This window comes from Capnocytophaga stomatis (genome assembly GCF_002302635.1).
Classification (GTDB): Bacteria; Bacteroidota; Bacteroidia; order Flavobacteriales; family Flavobacteriaceae; genus Capnocytophaga; species Capnocytophaga stomatis.
This window is the reverse complement of record NZ_CP022387.1, coordinates 1,835,026-1,856,124: the sequence shown is the minus strand read 5'-3', so window position 1 is coordinate 1,856,124 and position 21,099 is coordinate 1,835,026. Positions and strand designations below refer to the sequence as shown.

At 36.9% G+C, this 21,099-nt stretch carries 23 protein-coding genes; 19 read left to right on the top strand and 4 right to left on the bottom strand.

From position 1 onward, the window contains the following. Window positions 1-10 precede the first annotated feature (10 nt). The 8 genes from CGC58_RS08160 (at window position 11) to CGC58_RS08125 (ending at window position 6,599) form a co-directional block, all read left to right on the top strand. Complete coding sequence (locus CGC58_RS08160; RefSeq protein WP_095896272.1) at window positions 11-733, top strand: CPBP family intramembrane glutamic endopeptidase; 723 nt, start codon at window positions 11-13, stop codon at window positions 731-733. Window positions 734-754: 21 nt separating this feature from the next. Further along, window positions 755-1,291 (top strand): GNAT family N-acetyltransferase, encoded by a 537-nt coding sequence (locus CGC58_RS08155; protein WP_095896271.1) that lies wholly within the window; start codon window positions 755-757, stop codon window positions 1,289-1,291. A gap of 71 nt (window positions 1,292-1,362) precedes the next feature. Continuing rightward, a complete protein-coding gene (locus tag CGC58_RS08150) occupies window positions 1,363-1,884 on the top strand; it encodes a hypothetical protein (RefSeq protein ID WP_095896270.1) in 522 nt (173 codons plus the stop codon). 126 nt (window positions 1,885-2,010) lie between these two features. Next, on the top strand, window positions 2,011-2,562 hold the full coding sequence (locus tag CGC58_RS08145; protein ID WP_095897169.1) for a transposase: 552 nt from the start codon (window positions 2,011-2,013) through the stop codon (window positions 2,560-2,562). Window positions 2,563-2,679: 117 nt separating this feature from the next. Then, complete coding sequence (locus CGC58_RS08140; RefSeq protein ID WP_198540717.1) at window positions 2,680-3,477, top strand: hypothetical protein; 798 nt, start codon at window positions 2,680-2,682, stop codon at window positions 3,475-3,477. A gap of 309 nt (window positions 3,478-3,786) precedes the next feature. Then, window positions 3,787-4,509 (top strand): hypothetical protein, encoded by a 723-nt coding sequence (locus CGC58_RS08135; RefSeq protein ID WP_157909234.1) that lies wholly within the window; start codon window positions 3,787-3,789, stop codon window positions 4,507-4,509. Between the two features lie 128 nt (window positions 4,510-4,637). Beyond that, window positions 4,638-5,852 carry a phospho-N-acetylmuramoyl-pentapeptide-transferase gene (gene mraY / locus CGC58_RS08130; RefSeq protein ID WP_095896267.1) on the top strand — a complete coding sequence of 405 codons (1,215 nt, stop codon included), beginning with the start codon at window positions 4,638-4,640 and terminating at the stop codon, window positions 5,850-5,852. A gap of 69 nt (window positions 5,853-5,921) precedes the next feature. Further along, on the top strand, window positions 5,922-6,599 hold the full coding sequence (locus CGC58_RS08125) for a hypothetical protein (RefSeq protein ID WP_232748816.1): 678 nt from the start codon (window positions 5,922-5,924) through the stop codon (window positions 6,597-6,599). A gap of 15 nt (window positions 6,600-6,614) precedes the next feature. Here the strand turns inward: CGC58_RS08125 and CGC58_RS08120 are convergent, their stop codons facing one another. Next, on the bottom strand, window positions 6,615-6,821 hold the full coding sequence (locus CGC58_RS08120) for an ATP synthase subunit A (RefSeq protein ID WP_095896266.1): 207 nt from the start codon (window positions 6,819-6,821) through the stop codon (window positions 6,615-6,617). A 210-nt stretch (window positions 6,822-7,031) separates the two neighbouring features. Here CGC58_RS08120 and CGC58_RS08115 point away from each other — a divergent pair, with 210 nt between their 5' ends. From CGC58_RS08115 to CGC58_RS08060, 11 genes are all read left to right on the top strand, one after another. After that, window positions 7,032-7,514 carry a HEAT repeat domain-containing protein gene (locus CGC58_RS08115; protein ID WP_095896265.1) on the top strand — a complete coding sequence of 161 codons (483 nt, stop codon included), beginning with the start codon at window positions 7,032-7,034 and terminating at the stop codon, window positions 7,512-7,514. Between the two features lie 30 nt (window positions 7,515-7,544). After that, window positions 7,545-8,879 (top strand): UDP-N-acetylmuramoyl-L-alanine--D-glutamate ligase, encoded by a 1,335-nt coding sequence (murD, locus tag CGC58_RS08110; protein WP_095896264.1) that lies wholly within the window; start codon window positions 7,545-7,547, stop codon window positions 8,877-8,879. A gap of 3 nt (window positions 8,880-8,882) precedes the next feature. After that, window positions 8,883-10,136 carry an FtsW/RodA/SpoVE family cell cycle protein gene (locus CGC58_RS08105; RefSeq protein ID WP_095896263.1) on the top strand — a complete coding sequence of 418 codons (1,254 nt, stop codon included), beginning with the start codon at window positions 8,883-8,885 and terminating at the stop codon, window positions 10,134-10,136. 33 nt (window positions 10,137-10,169) lie between these two features. Then, window positions 10,170-11,258, top strand: a complete 1,089-nt coding sequence (murG, locus tag CGC58_RS08100) for an undecaprenyldiphospho-muramoylpentapeptide beta-N-acetylglucosaminyltransferase (RefSeq protein WP_095896262.1) — start codon at window positions 10,170-10,172, stop codon at window positions 11,256-11,258. Window positions 11,259-11,520: 262 nt separating this feature from the next. Continuing rightward, complete coding sequence (gene murC / locus CGC58_RS08090) at window positions 11,521-12,870, top strand: UDP-N-acetylmuramate--L-alanine ligase (protein WP_394336607.1); 1,350 nt, start codon at window positions 11,521-11,523, stop codon at window positions 12,868-12,870. An 18-nt stretch (window positions 12,871-12,888) separates the two neighbouring features. Then, entirely contained in the window at window positions 12,889-13,602 is a 714-nt protein-coding gene (locus tag CGC58_RS08085; protein ID WP_095896260.1) for a cell division protein FtsQ/DivIB, read from the top strand. A 144-nt stretch (window positions 13,603-13,746) separates the two neighbouring features. Beyond that, entirely contained in the window at window positions 13,747-15,123 is a 1,377-nt protein-coding gene (gene ftsA / locus CGC58_RS08080) for a cell division protein FtsA (RefSeq protein ID WP_095897166.1), read from the top strand. A gap of 18 nt (window positions 15,124-15,141) precedes the next feature. Continuing rightward, window positions 15,142-16,983 carry a cell division protein FtsZ gene (ftsZ, locus tag CGC58_RS08075; RefSeq protein WP_095896259.1) on the top strand — a complete coding sequence of 614 codons (1,842 nt, stop codon included), beginning with the start codon at window positions 15,142-15,144 and terminating at the stop codon, window positions 16,981-16,983. Window positions 16,984-17,250: 267 nt separating this feature from the next. Next, complete coding sequence (locus tag CGC58_RS08070; protein WP_095896258.1) at window positions 17,251-17,664, top strand: bactofilin family protein; 414 nt, start codon at window positions 17,251-17,253, stop codon at window positions 17,662-17,664. After that, entirely contained in the window at window positions 17,627-17,857 is a 231-nt protein-coding gene (locus CGC58_RS08065) for an AtpZ/AtpI family protein (RefSeq protein ID WP_095896257.1), read from the top strand. The genes CGC58_RS08070 and CGC58_RS08065 overlap by 38 nt, the downstream gene beginning before the upstream one ends. Window positions 17,858-17,859: 2 nt before the next feature. Beyond that, window positions 17,860-18,246, top strand: a complete 387-nt coding sequence (locus CGC58_RS08060; protein ID WP_095896256.1) for a hypothetical protein — start codon at window positions 17,860-17,862, stop codon at window positions 18,244-18,246. Window positions 18,247-18,277: 31 nt separating this feature from the next. On the opposite strand, the gene era is transcribed toward CGC58_RS08060, so the two are convergent. The 3 genes from era to CGC58_RS08045 all read right to left on the bottom strand — a co-directional run bounded on the left by era (window position 18,278) and on the right by CGC58_RS08045 (window position 20,914). Further along, window positions 18,278-19,159, bottom strand: a complete 882-nt coding sequence (gene era / locus CGC58_RS08055) for a GTPase Era (RefSeq protein ID WP_095896255.1) — start codon at window positions 19,157-19,159, stop codon at window positions 18,278-18,280. A 99-nt stretch (window positions 19,160-19,258) separates the two neighbouring features. Beyond that, window positions 19,259-19,963, bottom strand: coding sequence for a hypothetical protein (locus tag CGC58_RS08050; RefSeq protein WP_095896254.1), 705 nt, complete (start codon window positions 19,961-19,963; stop codon window positions 19,259-19,261). Window positions 19,964-19,999: 36 nt separating this feature from the next. After that, on the bottom strand, window positions 20,000-20,914 hold the full coding sequence (locus CGC58_RS08045) for an OmpA family protein (protein ID WP_095896253.1): 915 nt from the start codon (window positions 20,912-20,914) through the stop codon (window positions 20,000-20,002). Window positions 20,915-21,099: the final 185 nt, after the last annotated feature.

Below are 21,099 nucleotides of genomic sequence, written 5' to 3'. Positions count from 1 at the left end.
AGTTAAAAAAATGATAAAAATTTTAGCCGAATCTTTTTTGCAAGTTGCTCTGTTGCTTCCTTTTGCAATTTTATTTCTGAAAGAAAAAAGCAAAATCAATTTTCTGCGATTATTGATTTTTGTAGGTTGCTATATGGTGTATCAGCTTTTTCTCGTGCTTCCAAAAATCTTAGCGTTTGACATAGTAGAAAGCCGTTGGAATTGGGAAGGAAAAGCATTGGGTGTGATTTGTGGAATAAGTTGTTATTTGATTTTCAGAAGGTATTTTAGAGAAAATGATTTTTTCACAATAAGACAAAATAAAGAAAATTTTAAACCAACTCTCGTTGTAGCGGTGGGAGTGGTATTATTATCAACTGTGGTTTGGTTTTTATTGGGTAAATCGGAATTTGATATGGAAACATTGGCTTTTCAAATATCCTTACCAGGGATTGATGAGGAGATAATGTTTCGCGGAATATTACTTGGACTTTTGGCTTCCTCATTGAAAGAAAAAACAGCTTTTGTAGGAAATCCGAGTGTTTTATTAACAGCAATTTTGTTTGGATTTATGCACGGTTTGACTCTTGATAAAAACTATGCGATTGATTTTGAACCTATTTATTTTATACAAACTGCTTTTGCAGGATACCTTTGGGGATGGATAACCCTAAAAAGCCAAAGTATATTGTTAGCGATTTTGTCCCATAATTTCAGTAATTTTTTGGGAACATTAGCCACAATGATTAAATAACCCATTCATTATAAACAAAATATGAAACTAATCATAAGTGAAGAAATATATCTCGAACTGGTGAAATTATCCGATGCAGATGAAATTTTCAATACCATAGATTCACAAAGGGAATACTTAGGCGAGTGGCTTCCGTTCGTTTCTTTTATAAAAAGTGTTGCTGATGAAGAAAATTTTATAAAATCAGCTTTGGAAACGATGGAACAAACCAAAGAATACATCTTTTGCATCCGAAAAGAAGGCAATTTTGTGGGGCTTATCAGTTTTATCAAAACGGACAAACTCAATCAGAAAACGGAAATCGGTTATTGGATTTCAAAGGATTATCAAAAACAAGGCATTGCAACCCAAGCCACTAAACGAATGTGCGAATTTGCTTTCGCTGAAATGGAAATGAACCGCGTACAAATCCGTTGTGCTGTTGGAAATATCCCCAGCAAAAGCATTCCGAAGCGATTGAACTTCATTTTTGAAGGCATCGAACGGCAAGGCGAACGAGTAAACGAAAATACTTTCCGCGATTTGGAAGTGTACAGCAAACTGAAAGAGGAATTTTAAAATCGTAGGGACAAAAAAATTATCCAAAAACAATTTTTCGGATATTTGTTTAATCTATAAAATTTTGTAAAATGATGAAAGTAAAGAATTTATTATCAGGTGTATTTGCCCTTGTAACGGCAATTTTTCTGCTGACGGCTTGTTCAGGAGATGGCGGTTCTGACGGCGGGAACACAGGCGATTTTTATATGCGTTTTAAGGTTGATGGTCAGCAAAAGGAATACAAAACCGCACTGCTTACAACCTATAAATACCACAAAACTCGTGGGAATCACTTTTTTTTAAATATAGGCGGCAGAAAAGAAAAATCTATTGATTCTGAGTCGATGACTTTGGATTTGTATGTTCCTGAAACTTCCAATTTTAATTTGGACGTTGGGGATTATGCTCCTTCCCAAAGTCAATACTATCTGGATGTTACCTATTTTTTTAATAATGAAAATCATTACGATAATCCCAATAATTTCGTGGTGAATATCACTCAAATAGACAAAAACACCGCAAAAGGAACTTTTTCAGGAAAATTAGAATCAGGGCTAACCATCACCGAAGGGGAATTTTACACCAAAGTACGCTATGAAGAGGTAAAATAAATTTCACAAAATATGTTTTTATAAGGTTTGTAAAACGCACCGTAACCATAGGTGGGCAAATTACCATTTACGAATGTAGGGGCGTATTGCATACGCCCCTATGACAACAAAAAAAACAAATCAACGATGAAAAAATACAACCCCGACATACACAAAAGGCGTTCAATTCGTCTGAAAGGATATGATTACAGCCGTGAAGGATTGTACTTCATTACGATTTGTTGCCAAAACAGGACGCATTATTTCGGGGAAATCATCGATGGGAAAATGCAATTGAATGCAATTGGGGAAATTGCATATAATGAATGGATAAATACAGAAAATGTTCGTAAGAATATCAAAATACACACATTCATAGTAATGCCCAATCATTTTCACGCCATTATAGAAATCGCCCACCAATGTAGGGGTGTATTGCATACGCCCAATGATGTAACATTGCATACGCCCAATGATGATGAAAAGGGCGTATGCAATACGCCCCTACGGTCGCCATCGCAAACATTGGGGGCAATTGTTCGCGGATATAAATCGGCGGTGTCAAAAAAAACAGGGTTTTCCCTTTGGCAACGCAATTATTACGAACACATTATCCGAAATGAGGAATCGTATTTCAAAATTCACGAATACATCGAAAATAACCCTACAAAATGGGAAGCAGATTGTTTTTATTCATAAATAACGAAAAGGTCAAAAAGGCTTACGCAATTACTCACGTCAATTCGTTACGCTGAAGTTGCTCTTACAAAAAACTGAAATAAAATAAATTACAAACAAATAGCAATTTATTACAAAATGAAACTAAAACTAATAATAATTATGGCTTTACTTCACGCAAATGGTTTGGCTCAAAATATTAGGGACAATGTATTTCATAATGTTATTCATATAGATGACAGAAATATATTTTACGAAGAATATCAACATTCGCATAATAAAAACAATAACATATTGACGGACATCGCCATTCCGTCATCACATAAAAAACCTGTGATTTTTGTGGTTCCTAACATTCCCTTCAAGCGATTGCAACACATTTATCCCGAGTTTTCGGAAATAATTCTCATTACGCCCAATTACGAACTTTATAAAAAGATGAGTCCATCACGAGGAGAGCCCTCTGCAAGTTCGGTTTTGTATCATATTCAACGAGATAAAGGGACTATAAAAATAGATAGTTTGGTCATAAGAAACGGATTTCCAGAGATGAATTATTACGAAAATCTGTTGGAAGGGGATTATTCGGAAGATTTTGAATATCATCAGCAAGAAAAGGGAAAAATAAAAGTTTTCCATCAGGATAGAGATTTTTTAGAGCCTCAAAACGAGGTGATTCCGCTGAAAGAATCCATAGCAGAATACGAGAAAAAGTTTAATAAAAAGATACATTATTATCAGGTTTTCCACCAAAAGCATCGTTTCTTTGAGAATTATTACACTTTGGAAGGCTTGACCAAAGAAGAAAAATTGACATTTATTTTGCACAGAAAGTGGGCGGTAATAGCCAATAAAAGTACTAAAAACATCGTTTTTTCGCCCATATTGGTTACACCCTATTGGGTAAAAACAGACAAAACGTTTATAAAAAGATGATAAAATAATCAAGAATCTGTGCATACTTAATTTTTATATCTCTCCGAGTGTATTTGGGAGATGATTTGGAAGTATACAGCAAACTGAAAGAAGAATTTTAGGTAGTGTTATAAAAAGTATGATGATTGTTTCGATTGTCAGGCTGAGCGAAGTCGAAGCCTCATTATTAACAGGGCTTCGACTTCGCTCAGCCTGACAGAAATACCCTCTTTTTTAAGGTATCATACTTTTTGCATCACTTCCGAATTTTAAAACCTGCTTTCCTTTCAGTATAAAAACAATTATAAAACCTTTAAACTAAAGAAAAATATGATGAAACATAAAATCAAAATTATCACACTTTTGGGGCTTTTTATAGGACTCTTGCAATCTTGTACCGTAAATATGGAAATGACCTTCCACAAAGATGACGCTACAAGTATTCTTATGGAGTTTGATGCAAAGGAAGCGATGGAAATGATGCAATCGGCGTCCGATTCTACAAGTAAGAAATCAAGCCTTAACAAACTTTCTAAAGAATGGAAAAGCATTTACCAATTATCTGAGGAAGAAGGAAAACCTATCGATAAAGATTCTGTGGAAATAGCTAAAAAAATCTTCTTGAAAGGGATTTTTGACAAGGAACAAGAAACCGGTTTTGCTATCAAAATGGAACGATTAACCAAAAAAGAATTAGAAGGATTTTCCGATTCCAAAAATGAAGAGGCTAAAATGCTCTCTCCGTTCGTAAAATCGGGAACAGACTGGGATGGAAAGAGATTAGTTATCGATATGAAAGACCTCACCTCAAAAGAAGAGAAAGAGGGGCAAGAAGATAACGAGCTAAGCGATAAAATGCAAAACTTTATGAAAATGATTGACATACAGTTCAATGTTACATTCAAATTTGATAACAGAATAGAGTCAATTAAAGGAAAGCACAGTAAGTTCAAAAAGATTGATGACCACACCGTTCAAGTGAGTTTAAAGCTCAATGAAGAACTTGATAAAAATGAAAAAAATGATGACAAAATCATCGTTGTAACTGAGTAATTTTTTGTAGAAACTATCAATTAATTGCTCGGAAAGAAGCCACATCTTTTCTATTGTATGGGCATAAAAGGCAAAAATATTAATCCCGAATAGGAACAAACCCCTATTCCCTAATTACTGATAACTAAATGTTATATTATTTATTTGATTATTTAGAAAAAGAATACAATTTGGCGGGAGCAGGATTGTTTCAATACTTATCGTTCCGTGCGGGCGTGGCGGCGATTCTTTCGCTTTTGATTGCTACAATTTTCGGAAAGAAAATTATCCGCAGGCTGTACGCTTTGCAGGTGGGCGAAACCATTCGCGACTTAGGTTTGCAAGGGCAGAACGAAAAAGCCGGCACACCAACAATGGGCGGGGTTATTATCATCTTGGCAACGCTTGTTCCGGTGCTACTGTTCGCCGAACTGGCTAACGTGTACATCATTTTGCTTATAGTTTCAATGGTTTGGATGGGAGTTATCGGGTTTGCGGATGATTACATCAAGGTTTTTCGCAAGAATAAAGACGGACTTAAAGGCAGATTCAAAGTTCTGGGGCAAATAGGCTTAGGGCTTTTCGTCGGGGCGATGCTTTATTTCAACCCGAATGTAACCGTGAAGAACGAAAACGTAAAAGCAAGCACAGTTACTGAGGTACAAGCCCAAACCGAAGAAATAAAATCCACAAAAACAACCATTCCTTTCCTGAAGAACAACGAATTTGACTATGCCGAACTCATTTCGTGGGCTGGTGAAGGTAGTAAAAACTATGTTTGGTTGGTTTTTATTCCCATCGTGATTTTAATTGTTACGGCGGTTTCCAACGGAGCTAACCTCACCGACGGAATTGACGGACTGGCGGCAGGAAGTTCCGCCATCATCGTGCTGACACTCGGGATTTTCGCTTGGGTATCGGGGAACATCATTTTCTCCCAGTACCTTAACATAATGTATATCCCCAACGTGGGAGAAATAACCATCTTTATCGCAGCATTTGCCGGGGCACTCATCGGATTTTTGTGGTACAACACCTATCCGGCTCAGGTTTTTATGGGCGATACGGGAAGTTTAACCATCGGGGGCGTAATTGCCGTGATTGCTATCTCGGTACGTAAGGAATTACTCATTCCGTTGTTGTGCGGTATCTTTCTGGCAGAAAATCTATCGGTAATGTTACAGGTTTCGTACTTCAAATACACGAAAAAGAAGTATGGCGAAGGCAGACGCATTTTCCTAATGTCGCCACTACATCATCATTACCAGAAAAAAGGCTACCACGAAAGCAAAATAGTGATGCGATTCTTGATTGTGGGCATCATTTTGGCGATTATGTCATTCGTAACCTTAAAAATTAGGTAATCAAAGTTCGGAAAGAAGCCTTTTTCATCTGTAAAGAAGAGAAATAAGGTCGTAAAATAGAAAAAACAAATGATAAATCTGTTCAAATATTCATCTTTAACCGAAAAAATGTTTTCCGATGCGAGGAAAAAGGAGAATATTATTTACAAAAAGCATACAGATATCATAAAATACGCGGGTTTTTCTTCCCAAAACGAATTAATCATCGTCGGAAAGAAGTTTTATTACCACTTTAACAAGGTAAAACCCGAAAATCAAAAGGAATTGGAAAGCATTTTCTTTTCCAAATGGAAAAATGAGTTGTATTATGGCTTTGCAAAGTGTTATGCGGAGAGTATCAAGCAGGAAAATATGCTCAGTATGTTAATTCTTTTGGGAATAAATCCTGAAAAACTCTCTGAAAAGAGCGTACAAGAGACTAAAAACATCGGATTTTGCAAAAAAGGTAATGTTTCTTGCGAAGAAGACACGGGAAATTTCATCTATAAGTCGATTCACATTGCCGGAGTGTTCGCACCGAAGCAAAAATTGAAAGAAAAACTAAAAAATGAGTTTTCGCTGAAGCAAAAGATTGAATTTACAATAAAACAAAAATCCAAACTTCCCAAAATAGGAGCTTATACAAAAGCCATCGTGTTGTTGCCTTTTACCTTATTGTACGATTTACTAATAATTGTCTTATTATACGCAACAATAGGTCTGGTTTTTCTCATTTTGAAGCTAAAAAAGCTCTTCAGAATGGATTAAATTGACAAAAATATGTCAGTACAGCACAAAATTGAGCTTGTATGACATAAAATGAAGTCCGTACAACACAAAAGAAAGTCGGTACAGACCAATATAAAGCCCGTACATAACAAAATGAAGTCCGTACAACACAAAATAAATCAGGTACAATACAATATGAAGTGCGTTCGGAATAAAATAAAGCAAGTTTATAACAAATTTAACATTGTATAGAAGAAACATTTTTAATCTAAAATAAAAAAGACAAATGATATAACTGACCTAAGATAGTTTTTTACACTAATTCCCCCTTTGAAGGGGGTTAGGGGGATGTAAATCTTAAAAAAATATACTCCGCCCTTCGAACATCTCCTTCAAAGTAGGATTTTATAAAATGACAGTTTAAAGCGAGTTAGCTATAGTTTATTCTTAAATAGAAAAAAACACAACATTATGAAAAATATATTTATCGAAAAACTAAATCAACTTGATGATGACCAAAAATATGATTTTATCAGAGAAGTTGAATTCGAAGAAACCGATGAAAAATGGGATTTTTTCAACATAATTATCGCAAATGAAGCAGAATATGATTTAGCACGCATCGAAGCATTGAAAATTATTGCAATTTATGACATCCCAAACGATAAAAAGCCAAAAATTGCTCAAAGTTTAGAGCATATCATCACAAATGAAGAAGATTATTTGGTAAGAAACTATGCCATAATGGCTTTACGGAACTTTATTGAATATCCGACATTGATTAAACTGGCAAAAACTATCGTAAGTGATAGCAATGAAGATGAAAATTGCAGACATAATGCTTTATCTGCCATTGAAAAAATGCCTAATGAAGCTAAAAAAGAGATATTAACATCTTTACTTACTGACAAATATATGAAACCTTACGTCCAACAAATTTTAGATGAGATGTAGATTTCTAAAACTATAAAAAAACAACAAAAAATGAAGAAATTAGTCATTTTAGGAGGAGGCGAAAGCGGCGTTGGGGCAGCCATTCTTGGAAAAAAGGAGGGCTGGGACGTGTTTTTGTCCGACAAAGGCAAAGTAGCTATCAAATATACCAACGTACTCAATCAACATAACATTCGTTGGGAAGAAGGCAAGCACACGGAGAGCGAAATTCTCTCCGCCAGTAGCATCATAAAAAGTCCAGGAATTCCTGACACGGTGGAAATCATCAAAAAAGCAAAGGAAAAGGGCATTGAAATCATTTCCGAAATTGAATTTGCCTATCGCTATACCAAAGGGAAGATTGTTGCCATCACCGGAAGCAACGGAAAAACAACCACAACCAGTTTAACACATCACATTTTGAAGGAAAGTGGGCTGAATGTGGGCGTAGCGGGCAACATCGGGAAGAGTTTTGCTCAAATGGTCGCCGAAGATGACAAAGAATACTACGTTCTGGAAATCAGCAGCTTTCAACTGGACGGTATTACGAGTTTTAAGCCGCACATTGCCATCTTGCTGAACATCACCCCTGACCATCTGGACAGATACGATTATAAAATGGAGAATTACATCGCGTCGAAATTCAGAATTACCGAAAATCAGGACGAAAACGATTATTTCATCTACGATGCTGACGACCCTATTATCGAACAATACTTGAAAAACCATTCCATTAAAGCTCGAAAGATTCCATTTTCCTTAGAAAAGGAACAAAAAGAAGGAGCATTTTTTAAAAATAATACAATTTATACTATGATTGACAATAAAACTATTGAATTTGAAGTAGAAAACGCCTCGCTAAGAGGAAAACACAACGCCAAAAACTCAATGGCAGGTTCCGTTGCCTCCCGATTATTGAACGTTAGGAAGCAATCTATTCGCGAAAGCTTAAAAGGCTTCGTGGGTGAGCCGCATCGTTTGGAAGAAGTGAAAACAGTGGAAGGCGTGACCTACATCAATGACTCCAAAGCCACGAATGTGAACTCAGTGTTCTTCGCTCTGGACACAATGAAAACGCCCGTAGTATGGATTGTTGGCGGCGTGGACAAAGGCAACGACTACTCTCCCCTACTTCCTTACGTACACGAAAAGGTAAAAGCCATTGTATGCTTAGGGAAAGACAACCGAGTGATATTGAACTCCTTCGGGAACATTGTAGAGCAAATGGTAGAAACACAAAGTATGGCTGATGCCGTAGCTTTTGCCAAACGTTTTGCAAGTAATGGAGATACGGTGCTACTTTCGCCGGCGTGTGCAAGCTTCGATTTGTTTAAGAATTACGAAGATCGAGGAGATGAATTCAAGAAAGAAGTAGAAAAACTATAACAAATGCGAAGTTGGTTAGCACGAAATATAAAAGGCGATAAAGTCACTTGGGCTATCATACTGATATTTACATTATTCTCATTTTTGGCTGTATATAGTGCCAGCACAAATTTGGTTTATGTTATCGGGAAGGGTACCACGTTCGGGCATTTTCTCCGACACGGAATCATTGTATTTATTGGCTTCGTCATCATTTATATCACTCATAAGATTCCGTATCGTTTTTCACGCCCGATTTCAAAAGTAGGATTATTCCTTTCGGCTTTGTTTCTGATTATTGCCGCTCTGAAAGGAACCACCATTGATGGAGCCAATGCCAGCCGATGGATTCAAGTGCCTGTAGTAGGTATTTCGTTTCAGCCTTCTACCTTCGCTTTGGTTATGCTAATGACGTATGTAGCCTCGTATTTGGCTGAAAATTACGGGAAAAAGCCCACATTTTCTGAATCTTTCCTTCCCTTGTGGTTGCCTGTGGCGGTTATCATCGGGCTTATCGTGCCTTCAAACCTTTCTACGGCAGTGCTGGGAGCAGGTTCGGTCGGGATTTTAACCTTTATCGGTCGGCATCCTCTGAAGAATATCCTTACTGCTTTATGTATTGGTATTGTTCTTATGGCGGTTTTCGTGCTTACGGTAAAAGCATTTCCTGATAATTTTAAAAATACGCGGGTAAGTACTTGGGTAAGCCGTATCGAATCTTTTACGGCAGGAGATGACGAGAAAGAAGGTTACCAAATTGAGCGTGCAAAAATGGCAATTGCCAAAGGCGGACTGATGGGCGAAGGAGCCGGAAAAAGTACAATGAAAAACTTTCTGCCACAGAGTTCTTCCGACTTTATTTACGCTATCGTTACGGAAGAATACGGCTCGTTCGGAGCATTAGTGATAATGGCTCTTTACGTGCTTTTACTTTTACGGATTGTAATCATCTCGCAAAATGCAAGAACGATATTCGGGCAATTGTTAGTGTTAGGAGTTGGCTTCCCAATCATCTTGCAAGCTCTCATAAATATGGGAGTTGCGGTGGAATTATTTCCGGTAACGGGGCAAAACCTCCCGCTTATTAGCAGCGGTGGAACATCCATTTGGATGACGTGCCTCGCATTGGGATTGATTCTGTCGGTAAGTACAAGCAAACGCAATAGCAAACAACAAGCTATGGAAAAAGATAAAAACTTAGCCGAAGTGGAAGAAGAACTTGCCGAGGAAATTATGGAAGAAATCCAAAAACGAAAAGAAAAGAAATTAGTAAAATAAATATTTACTTAATCCTTAAATATTCAAACCATTATGAAAAGATTCATCATATCAGGCGGAGGCACAGGCGGACACATTTATCCTGCCATTGCCATTGCAAATGAAATAAAACGTCGTTTACCCGATGCCGAAATTCTGTTTGTGGGAGCCGAAAACCGAATGGAAATGCAAAAAGTTCCTCAGGCGGGCTTCCCCATTAAGGGACTATGGATTTCGGGCTTGCAACGCAAACTAACGTTTGACAATCTGATGTTTCCGCTGAAACTTGCCAGCAGTTTATGGAAGGCTCGGAAAATCATCAAAAAGTTTCGCCCTGATGTAGTTATCGGAACAGGCGGATATGCCTCTGCTCCAACGCTTAAAGCCGCCGAGTGGTTGGGCATCCCAACGGTAATTCAGGAACAAAATTCCTACGCGGGTGTAACCAACAAATGGGTGTGCCAAAAAGCAGCAAAAATATGTGTGGCTTACGACGATATGGAAAAATTCTTCCCGAGAGAGAAAATCGTAAAAACGGGAAATCCTGTTCGGGCAGATTTGCTTGACATTTCCGAAAAAAGAAAGGAAACTCAGCTATTTTTCTCGCTCAATCCCGATAAAAAAACGCTTTTGGTTTTGGGAGGAAGTCTCGGGGCAAGACGTATCAATCAACTCATTGAAAGCAATTTAACTCTTTTTGAAAAGCTTAACGTTCAGGTGCTTTGGCAATGCGGAAAGTTATACTTTGAAGAATATAAAAAATACAATTCCGAGAGCATTAAAGTTCTGCAATTCATTGACCGAATGGATTTTGCGTATGCCTCGGCAGATGTGATTATTTCCCGAGCGGGAGCAAGTTCCGTAAGTGAGCTTTGCATCGTGGGCAAACCCGTGATTTTCATTCCGTCGCCCAACGTAGCGGAAGACCATCAAACCAAAAACGCACAGGCAGTGGCAAAAAAACAAGGTTGCATTTTAATCCGTGAAAGCGAGTTAGATAGCCAATTTGAAACAACATTTTCGCAGTTAATTCTTGATGAAAATCTGAAAAAAAACCTCTCTGAAAACATCAAAAAATTAGCTCAACCCAACGCAACTAAGGACATCGTGGATATTATTTTAAATTATTCAAAGATTAAATGATTGAAAGATTGAAAAAATTGAAAAAAATTGAAGAGAAAGAGATAAAAGAAATACAAAAAACAACAATTAATCATTTAATCTCTGGTCGTGTTATAAAAAGTGTGATAATCGTTTCGATTGTCAGGCTGAGCGAAGTCGAAGCCTGTAATAATAAGGCTTCGACTTCGCTCAGCCTGACAGAAACATCCTCTTTTTTAAGGTATCATACTTTTTGCATCACTACCCTAATCTTTTAATTTTTAAAACCTTAAATAAAAGCACTATGAAAATCAATTTCAACAACATAAAAAACGTATATTTCATCGGGATTGGTGGAATCGGGATGTCGGCTTTGGCTCGTTATTTCAAAGCCATCGGGAAGAATGTTTGCGGATACGACCGCACGCCAACAGAAATTACCGACACTCTTGAAAGCGAAGGAATTAAAGTCCATTTCACAGAAAATGAGGCAAATATCCCGACCGATTTCAGAAACATAGAAGATACGTTGGTGGTGTACACGCCCGCCGTCCCGAAAACGCACGCTGAACTGATATTTTTCCAAGTCAATGGTTATCAAGCTTTTAAACGTTCTGAAATTTTAGGTATGATTACCGAAAACAGCTTCTGTTTGGCGGTGGCAGGAACACACGGAAAAACCACTACATCAAGCATTTTGGCTCATATTCTGGTGGAAAGCGGGGCTTCGGTAAGTGCGTTTTTAGGCGGAATTGCTGAAAATTTCAACAGTAATTTGGTACTTCACGGAAGTGAATTTACAGTTGTGGAAGCTGATGAATTTGACCGTTCTTTCCTGAGGTTATCACCTGATATTGCGTGTATTACCTCAATGGATGCCGACCACTTGGATATCTACGGAAATAAGGAAGAATTTGAAAAAGGTTTCCGTGATTTTGCTGGAAAAATTGAAAAAGACGAAAACAGAATTGTGTGTAACGGACTGAAAATAAACGGAAAAACCTACGGATTGGAAGATAATTCCGATTTCAGTTTTCAAAATATTCACATCGAAAACGGAATGTATCACTTTGATTTCCATTATGCTAACAACGTTCTTAAAGATTATGAATTTCCAAAACCGGGCAGGCACAACTTGTCGAACGCTTTGGCTGCGGTAGCGATGGGCGTACGAGCAGGATTTCCCGCCGAAAAATTACTGTCGGCTTTGGCAACGTTCAAAGGAGTAAAACGCCGATTTTCGTACATCATTAAGGAAAAAGATTTCGTTTTCATTGACGATTACGCACATCACCCATCGGAAATCAATGCACTTTTTCAAGCGGTGGACGAAATGTATCCGAAAATCGAGAAAACCATTGTTTTTCAGCCACATTTATTCACCCGAACACGCGATTTTATGGATGAATTTGCCGAAAGTTTATCCAAATTCGACGATGTAATTCTGTTAGACATTTATCCTGCAAGGGAATTGCCTATTGAAGGAATCACTTCGGAAAAATTATTGGAAAAAATCCGAAGCAAACAAAAAGTTTTGGTATCGAAAGAAGGTTTAATTCCGCTACTGAAAGAAAAACAACCGAAGTTATTGCTCACCATTGGGGCAGGTGACATCGGGGCGGAAGTTGAAAGAATTAAAAAAGCTTTCTCATAAATAGATTTGTTGTAATAAATGAAACCCAAATTACGAAAAATATTAAAAATAATAACAATCATTCTGTTGCCTGTTTCATTACAGATTTTTGCATCAAGCAGAAATAACGCTCGGATTATCAAGGAAGTGCGTGTTGATCACCAAAGCTCGGATATGTACATCACGGATGAAACGGTACGCAGAATGGTTCTTAACAACTCGCACAATGCGAACCAATTGGGTGTGCTGAAACTCAATGAAATAGAAAAGTTGTTGGACAATCACGCAATGGTTGAAAAATCGGAAGTTTTTTGCACAATTGACGGGATTTTGAATGTGAGTGTAAAACAACGTCAGCCCATTGCACGATTTTATGAGGATGGAAAGTTCTTTTATATGGATTCACAGGGCAAAAAAATGCCTCTTTCCGACTCATTTTCGGCAAGAGTTCCTCTTATTACAGGAAATGTTGATGAAAAATATTGGGAAAACACATATGATTTAATAAAATTCATACAAAATGATGAATTTCTAACGAAAAATATTACTGAAATAAAGGTAAAACGCAACGGCGAATACGAATTCCATATGCGAGTAGCAAGTTTTGTTGTTATTTGGGGGGATTTGGAGGAAATGGAACAGAAAAAGGCAAATCTAAAAGCATTTTACAAACAAATGGAAAAAAGCAAAACCTTAAATGTTTATAAAATTGTTAATTTAAAATATTCAAATCAGGTAGTTTGTACAAAATAATTGTTTATTTTTGCGTTTTTGGAGTTTTTATGTTATTGAAAAGTAGTTAATATTTTCAGAAAAAGATTGGAATTTAACAAATAAATTCATTTACAGTCTGTAATTTAACATCTTAACACGAAAAAAAATATGAAGCATAATGATATGAAATATAAAAAATATTACGTTGGCTTAGATATCGGAACGACGAAGATTGTTGCGATGGTCGGGGTCAAGAATGAATATGGAAAAATTGAAATATTAGGCTACGGACAAGCCAAAAGTGAAGGAATAAACAAAGGTGTAGTTCACAATATTACAAAAACAACACAATCAATTCTTGAAGCAATCCGTGATGCGGAGGAAAAAATAGGATTAGAAATCAAAGAAGTGGTTGTAGGAATTGCGGGGCAACACATTTTGAGCCGTTCACACAGCGATTATATCATCCGTCCTGATGCGGAAAAACTGATTGATATTGAAGATATTGAACAACTGAAACAGCAAGTGTATCGCATTGGTTTGTCACCTGGTCAAAAAATAATTCACGCATTACCGCAAGAATACAAAGTGGACGACCAAGACGATATCCGAGAGCCTATCGGAATGATTGGTTCCCGCTTAGATGCTTCATTTCACTTGGTTATCGGGCAATTAAATTCTATCAAAAGCATTACCCGATGTGTGCAGTTATCTGGGCTGACATTCACAAATCTTACGCTTGAACCTTTAGCTTCTGCTAATGCCGTTCTCAGCGAAGAGGAAAAAGATGTGGGAGTAGCCTTGGTTGATATCGGTGGCGGAACTACTGATGTGGCAATTTTCAAAGATGGAATCATTCGGCATACGGCAGTAATCCCAATGGGAGGAAACATCATTACGGAAGACATCAAAGAAGGGTGCGGCATTTTAGGAAGACAAGCCGAAATGCTAAAAGTAGAATTTGGCTCGGCTTGGCCAGGGGAAAATCGCGATAATGAAATCGTTTCAATTCCGGGAATTAAAGGCAAAGAACCGAAAGAAATTACTCTGAAAAACCTTTCAAAAATAATTCACGCTCGTGTAAGTGAAATTATCAATTTGGTTTTCAATACAATAAAAAGTTACGGACACGAAGAGCACAAAAAGAAACTAATTGCAGGCATTGTGCTTACAGGCGGTGGAAGCCAGTTAAAACACATTCAGCAATTAGTGGAATACATCACAGGAATGGATACCCGTATTGGTTACCCTAACGAACATTTGGCAAACAATTCGGACACGAAGATAATTTCTCCAATCTATGCAACATCTATAGGACTGGTAATGAGTGCCATTGATTATGAAGCAGAAGAAATTATCCGACAAAAAATGGAGGCAATAAAGGAAGTTACACCTCCTCAGCCCGAAGTTGTATATCAAGAATCTCCCATCTCTGAAAATTTTGACACTTTTCAAGAAGAAAACACTGAAAATCAGGAAGAAGTCAAAAGAAAGCCAAGAGGATTTTGGGAAGGAGTAGGCAGACGAATTAAAGATTTTTTAGACAGTAGCGACGAATAAATAATAAAACAAATAGTTATGAGTACAAATGATATGAACAACACAGGATTGAAATTTGACTTACCCAAAGGTAAAAGCAATATTATCAAGGTTATAGGCGTTGGTGGTGGCGGCTGTAATGCCGTAAACCATATGCATATTCAAGGAATAAAAGGAGTGGATTATGTTATCTGTAATACAGATGCTCAAGCTCTTGAAAATAGTCCGGTTACCAATAAAATTCAATTAGGAGTAACACTAACGGAAGGATTAGGTGCTGGTGCGGACCCTGAAATTGGCGAAAAAGCAGCTGAAGAAAGCTTGGAGGAAATCCGCAAAGTTCTGGAAGGAAACACACAAATGGTTTTCATCACAGCAGGAATGGGCGGTGGAACCGGGACCGGAGCGGCTCCCGTGATTGCCAAGCAAGCCAAAGAAATGGGAATTTTAACAGTGGCTATTGTTACATCTCCTTTTACTTATGAAGGCCTAAAAAGAAGTAAACAAGCACAAGCAGGAATCAAAAAATTAAGAGAATGTGTTGATTCATTGATTGTTATCAATAATAACAAAATCTCTGAAATCTACGGAGACTTGGGTATCAGAGATAGTTACGCTAAAGCTGACGAGATCCTCTTGAAAGGAGCCAAAGGAATGGCAGAGGTAATCAGTAAGCACTATATCGTAAACATCGACTTGAATGATGCCCGCACTGTACTTGGAGAAGGAGGAACTGCAATTATGGGGTCTGCAATCGCCGAGGGAGAAAACAGAGCTTTCGAGGCTATTTCAGGAGCTTTAAATTCTCCTCTGTTAAATGACAACAAAATCACCGGAGCCAAAAACGCCTTGTTGTTAATCGTTTACGGAAGCAAACAAGCAACAACTAAAGAAATTGAAGAAATCAGTAATTACGTTCAGATGCAAGCTGGCGAAAATATGGCTGATTTAATCACAGGTATTGGTGAAGACGAGTCGTTAGGTGATGCTTTGTCAGTTACTGTAATTGCCACAGGGTTCGATGCCAATCAGCAACACGAAATCGTCAGTGGTGAGACGAAGAAAGTTATTCACGTGCTTGATGATACTCAACCCATTGTACACGATTTAACAGAACGTAACACCCCAATTGTGAACACGAATGAGTGGCAGCCTGTTTATCCAACACCTACTGCTCCTTCTTCTCAAGAAAAGAAACCAAATCCTCAGGCTTCTTCTCTTGCTGAATTGTTCAACATTTGGGTTGATTGTGAAGTACTTTCTCCAGAGCAGCTTTTCACAATTGTTGAAAAACCCAAAGCTACCTTGAACAACAATTCATTTGCAGCAAAAGAACGAGTTCAACCTCAAAGAGTTATAAAACAAGAACCTGTTAAAGAAATTAATAAAAATTCTGACACGCCCGTTTTCTTTCATTTGAGCAGTGATATTAATGACGATTACGAAGAACCAAAACAAATCACTCCAACTGTAAATCAAAAAGGAGAAATTCGTCATTCTCTGGAAGATTATATGGAACTGGAAAAAACTTTTAACGAAGCTAAACCGTTTTCTTCTCGTTCCACAACAGAGGAAAGCAGAAATGAATTCATCCTTTACAGAAAAGAAGAAGTTGAAACTCCAAAGCCTACAAACATTGACGAACAAGGACAAATGAGTATGTTTTTGGAAGATGAACCTCAAGAAATTGACCCTGTAAATAGCAGAATTTCAGACGTTATGGCAAGACGCTCGAACAGATTGCAAAGTTACAATCACACTTTTGGTTCGTCAAGCAACTATTCTGAAAGTAACCAGTCAAGAACTTCAATCAGTAAGGACAGTTCAGGTGAATACCAGATACGCAGAAACAATTCGTTCCTACACGACAATGTGGATTAACGGTTGAAAAATATTCTCATAACAAATAAATTTTTAAATTTTCTTAGCATTCCAATACAAAAAAACTGTATTGGAATGTTTTTATTTTCTCAAAAAACAATACTCTAAAAATCAATATATTATCAAAAAACTAATCAGCAAACAATGGAATAAATTTTCCTGCCTCCTTCTTCAGTAACTTCAAAAAAGATTTTCATTTCTTTTTTTATATTTAAAAAAAGATTAACTTTGGGGGATAATTTTTAATCTCTCTAAAAATAGAAAATTATGTTTAAAGAAAATAAGAAAGTTATGGCTGAAAACACATCATCAGGAAGTAGCAACAGAATCGTTGCCGAAACAAAATTTAAAGGAGATATAATTTCTAAAACTGATTTTAGAATTGATGGTGAGATTGAAGGAAATTTCCAAACAAGTGGAAAATTAGTCGTTGGAAGAACAGGACTTATTAAAGGTGTTGTTATTTGCGAAAATGCAGACGTTGAAGGTAAAATTGAAGGAACATTACGTGTAAATGGCGTGCTGAGTTTAAAATCAACTTCAGTAATTGAAGGAGAGGTTTTTACAGACAAACTATCTATTGAACCTGGGGCTATCTTCAATGTTTCGTGTACTATGAAAGGCTCTAAACCTCAGATTTCAAATGAAAAATTACAAATTGCCGACAAAGCAACTAAATAAGTGGATAAAATTCTCCCAAGCGGGACTGCAAATGGCTATTACCATAGCCATTTGTGTTTTTTTGGGCGATTGGTTGGACGGAAAATTCCCTAATCTGTACCCGCTATTTACTGTGGTTCTCTCCCTTTTAGGAGTTTTTGTGGCTATATATTCCGTAATCAGGCAAGTGATGAATATGTCTGACAAATCTTAATTATGAGTATTTTTTTTCGTTTTTTTCTTCTTATAATTGCCTTGACTGTTCTGACGTATTTTCCTTTGGAAACTATTGTCAGCAAGTACGGATTTTCGTCTTTTTTGGGAGTTGACAAGATTTCTCTATTTCACTTTAGCCTATCTGTATGTGTGATAAGTATCATTTACACAATCTACTTATTTTTAAGAAAATACACTGCTTTTGCTTTTCTTGGGACAGCTTTAATTCGTATGATAGCTATTATCATTTTTATTTTTCCTTTAATAAATAACACGGAAAAAACACCCATATCCGATACCTTATTCGTGATAATTCCTTACTTTATTTTCACAATCGTAGAGGCTATTTTCACAGTAAAGCTAATCAAACGGAAGGCTGAAAACTAAAAAGAAGACAAACCTGTGTTCTTTAAATTCACTAATTTTCTTTGTAGCCAAATCGCCTCAATTGCCGTGCGTTGGAACGCCAATCTTTGTTTACTTTTACAAATATCTCAATATGAATTTGTTTTCCGAAAAATTTCTCTAAATCGGCACGAGCTTGCACACCCACCTTTTTGAGCGCCTCACCTTTATGACCGATGATAATTCCTTTTTGAGTTTCACGCTCCACCATAATCACCGAGCGAATATGAATGATTTGTTCGGATTCAACAAAAGCTTCTGTTTCAACCTCAACCGCATACGGAATTTCCTTTTTGTAATTCAGTAAAATTTTCTCACGGATGATTTCATTAACAAAAAATCGTTCGGGTTTGTCCGTCAATTGGTCTTTTGGGAAAAAAGGAGGTGATTCGGGCAATAATTCCAAAATACGATTGAATACTTCCCCAGTTTGAAAACCTTCCAAAGCCGAAATCGGGAAAATTTCTGCCTTTGGAACTTGTTCTTTCCAATAAGCAACCTGATTTTCTAATTCTTCCTGCGAAGATTTATCGATTTTGTTAATTAAAAGAAGAATTGGAACATTCATTTTGTTTATTTTTGCAAAAAAAGCTTCATCTTTGAGCTCTTTCTCCCCTACTTCAACCATATAAATGAGAATATCGGCATCTTCTAAGGCACTTTTCACGAAATCCATCATTGAATGTTGCAATTCATAGGCAGGTTTAATAATCCCAGGTGTATCTGAAAATACAATTTGGAAATCATCACCACTTACAATTCCAAAAATACGATGCCTTGTTGTTTGAGCTTTTGAAGTAATTATGGACAACCGCTCACCAACAAAGGCATTCATCAAAGTAGATTTTCCAACATTTGGATTGCCTATAATATTTACAAAACCTGATTTATGCATAAAACGAGAAATTTAATACGCAAATGTACTGAAAAAATAAACACAAAAAATGGTTTGCCGTAAAAACAAACCATTTTTAAACCTCTAAAAATCGTGTATCTATGATGGCTCCACGCCCCCGACAAGGAAATCTTGCCATTCTTTGAGTTCCTGCCACTTGCCTTGATATGCTAACTCTGCTTGACGAGGCCACGTGCCGGGATTATGAATGATAAATCGTTCTCCTCCGATGGTAAGAATTTCTTTAAGCCTTTCCACTGATGTTTCCGAAAGTTTTTTCCAAGTAGAAATTCCGTTTTCTTTAAACAATTCCTGAATTTTAGGACCTATTCCCTCAACGATTGTCAAATCATCTTCTTTGATTTTCTTACCGAAAACAAGTCTTGCAGCTTCTTCATCGAACAAAAATTGAGGAACTGGCGGTCTTTCCAAATCTTTTATTTGGCTTTGGAATCCAAAAATTTCATTTTCTTTGGATTTAAGTTTCTCTTCTAAATCAAATCGTATTCTTTCAAATTCAGAACGTTCTTTTTCAAAATCATTTAGCATATTTTTACGAAGCGACTCGCAATCATCAAACTTGCTTTGAAATCCTGAAATTTCACTTGTTTTTAGCTTAAGTTTTTCTTCCAAGTCGATTTTTATCTTCTGAAACTCGGAACGTTCCTTTTCAAAATCTTTCCGCATATTTTCACGGATTGATTCGCAATCGTCTAATTTTTTACACGCACAACGCTTGCCAAGTAAATAACCTAACAAAGCACAAATAAGTCCAACGATAATAGGTATAATCCAACACAACATATTTTTTGTAATTTAATGATTAACAATTTATTTTGATTATTCTAAAGTAATTTCAACTCTTCTGTTTTGGGCACGCCCTTCTTGGGTTTTGTTACTTGCGATGGGTTTGTCCGGTCCGTGCGAAATTACCTCAACAAGTGACTCAGGAAAGTTATTTTTAACCAAATACGATTTCACAAAAGCCGCTCTTTCTTCTCCCAAACGCAAATTGGAAGGTCGTTTCCCAACATTATCCGTATGTCCGATAACTTGCACACAGGCGCCTTCCACGTGCGAAATGTAATCGTTCAATTTTTGAATTTTTTCGCGTTCTTCCATCGTGAGATTGATGTGCGACTCACCCGTTTCAAAGTACAATCGGATAGGATTTTCACGAAGTTCTTTAGCAAAAGCCTTGAAAGATTCCATTTTTTCTGTCTGACTTTCAGCAGTTACCTCCGTTACCTCAAAAACGGTGGCAATATCTGCTTCTTCCAAGTTCTTTCCTATGCCTTGCTCCAATCGGTCTGAAATTTTTAACTGTCGGGAAGGGAAGCCTCTTTTCTCGAAGTACATTTTAACGGCGTTAGCCCTTGCCAAACCAATTGTAGGAAAAACAGAATGATTCGTTTCATCTGAGGAATACAAGCCAATAATTTCCAATACTTTAGACTCATTTTCTTTGAAATGTTCTTTTGATTGGTCAATTAAAGCATCTATTTGCGCAACTACGGGACGAATTTCATACGAATTTTTCGTGAATTTGAAATTATCCGTATGCTCTAATTTCAAAGGGCTGGTAACAATCAAAAAACCTAACGTTTTTTGCTTTTCCTTAGGAAGTTCTTCTTTTACAGTCTGTTCAGAGGAATTATTTGAGCAACAAACTGCCTGACAACAAAAATGGTACTGCAAAAAAGCACCAAGAATGATGGTCAATAAAATACCAAGTAAGTAAAAAAGTTGTTTCATAGTTTTCTTGTTGAAATACAGTCACAAAGTAACAAAAGATATACAAATAAAGCAACTCTATTTTAACATAAAAACTACTGAATAACAATATTTTAAGAATATAAAAAGATAAAAAAAATTGATTTTCAAACACATACAGAAAATCATCTCAAAATCAGCGGTTAAACTTTAACATTACTTTATGC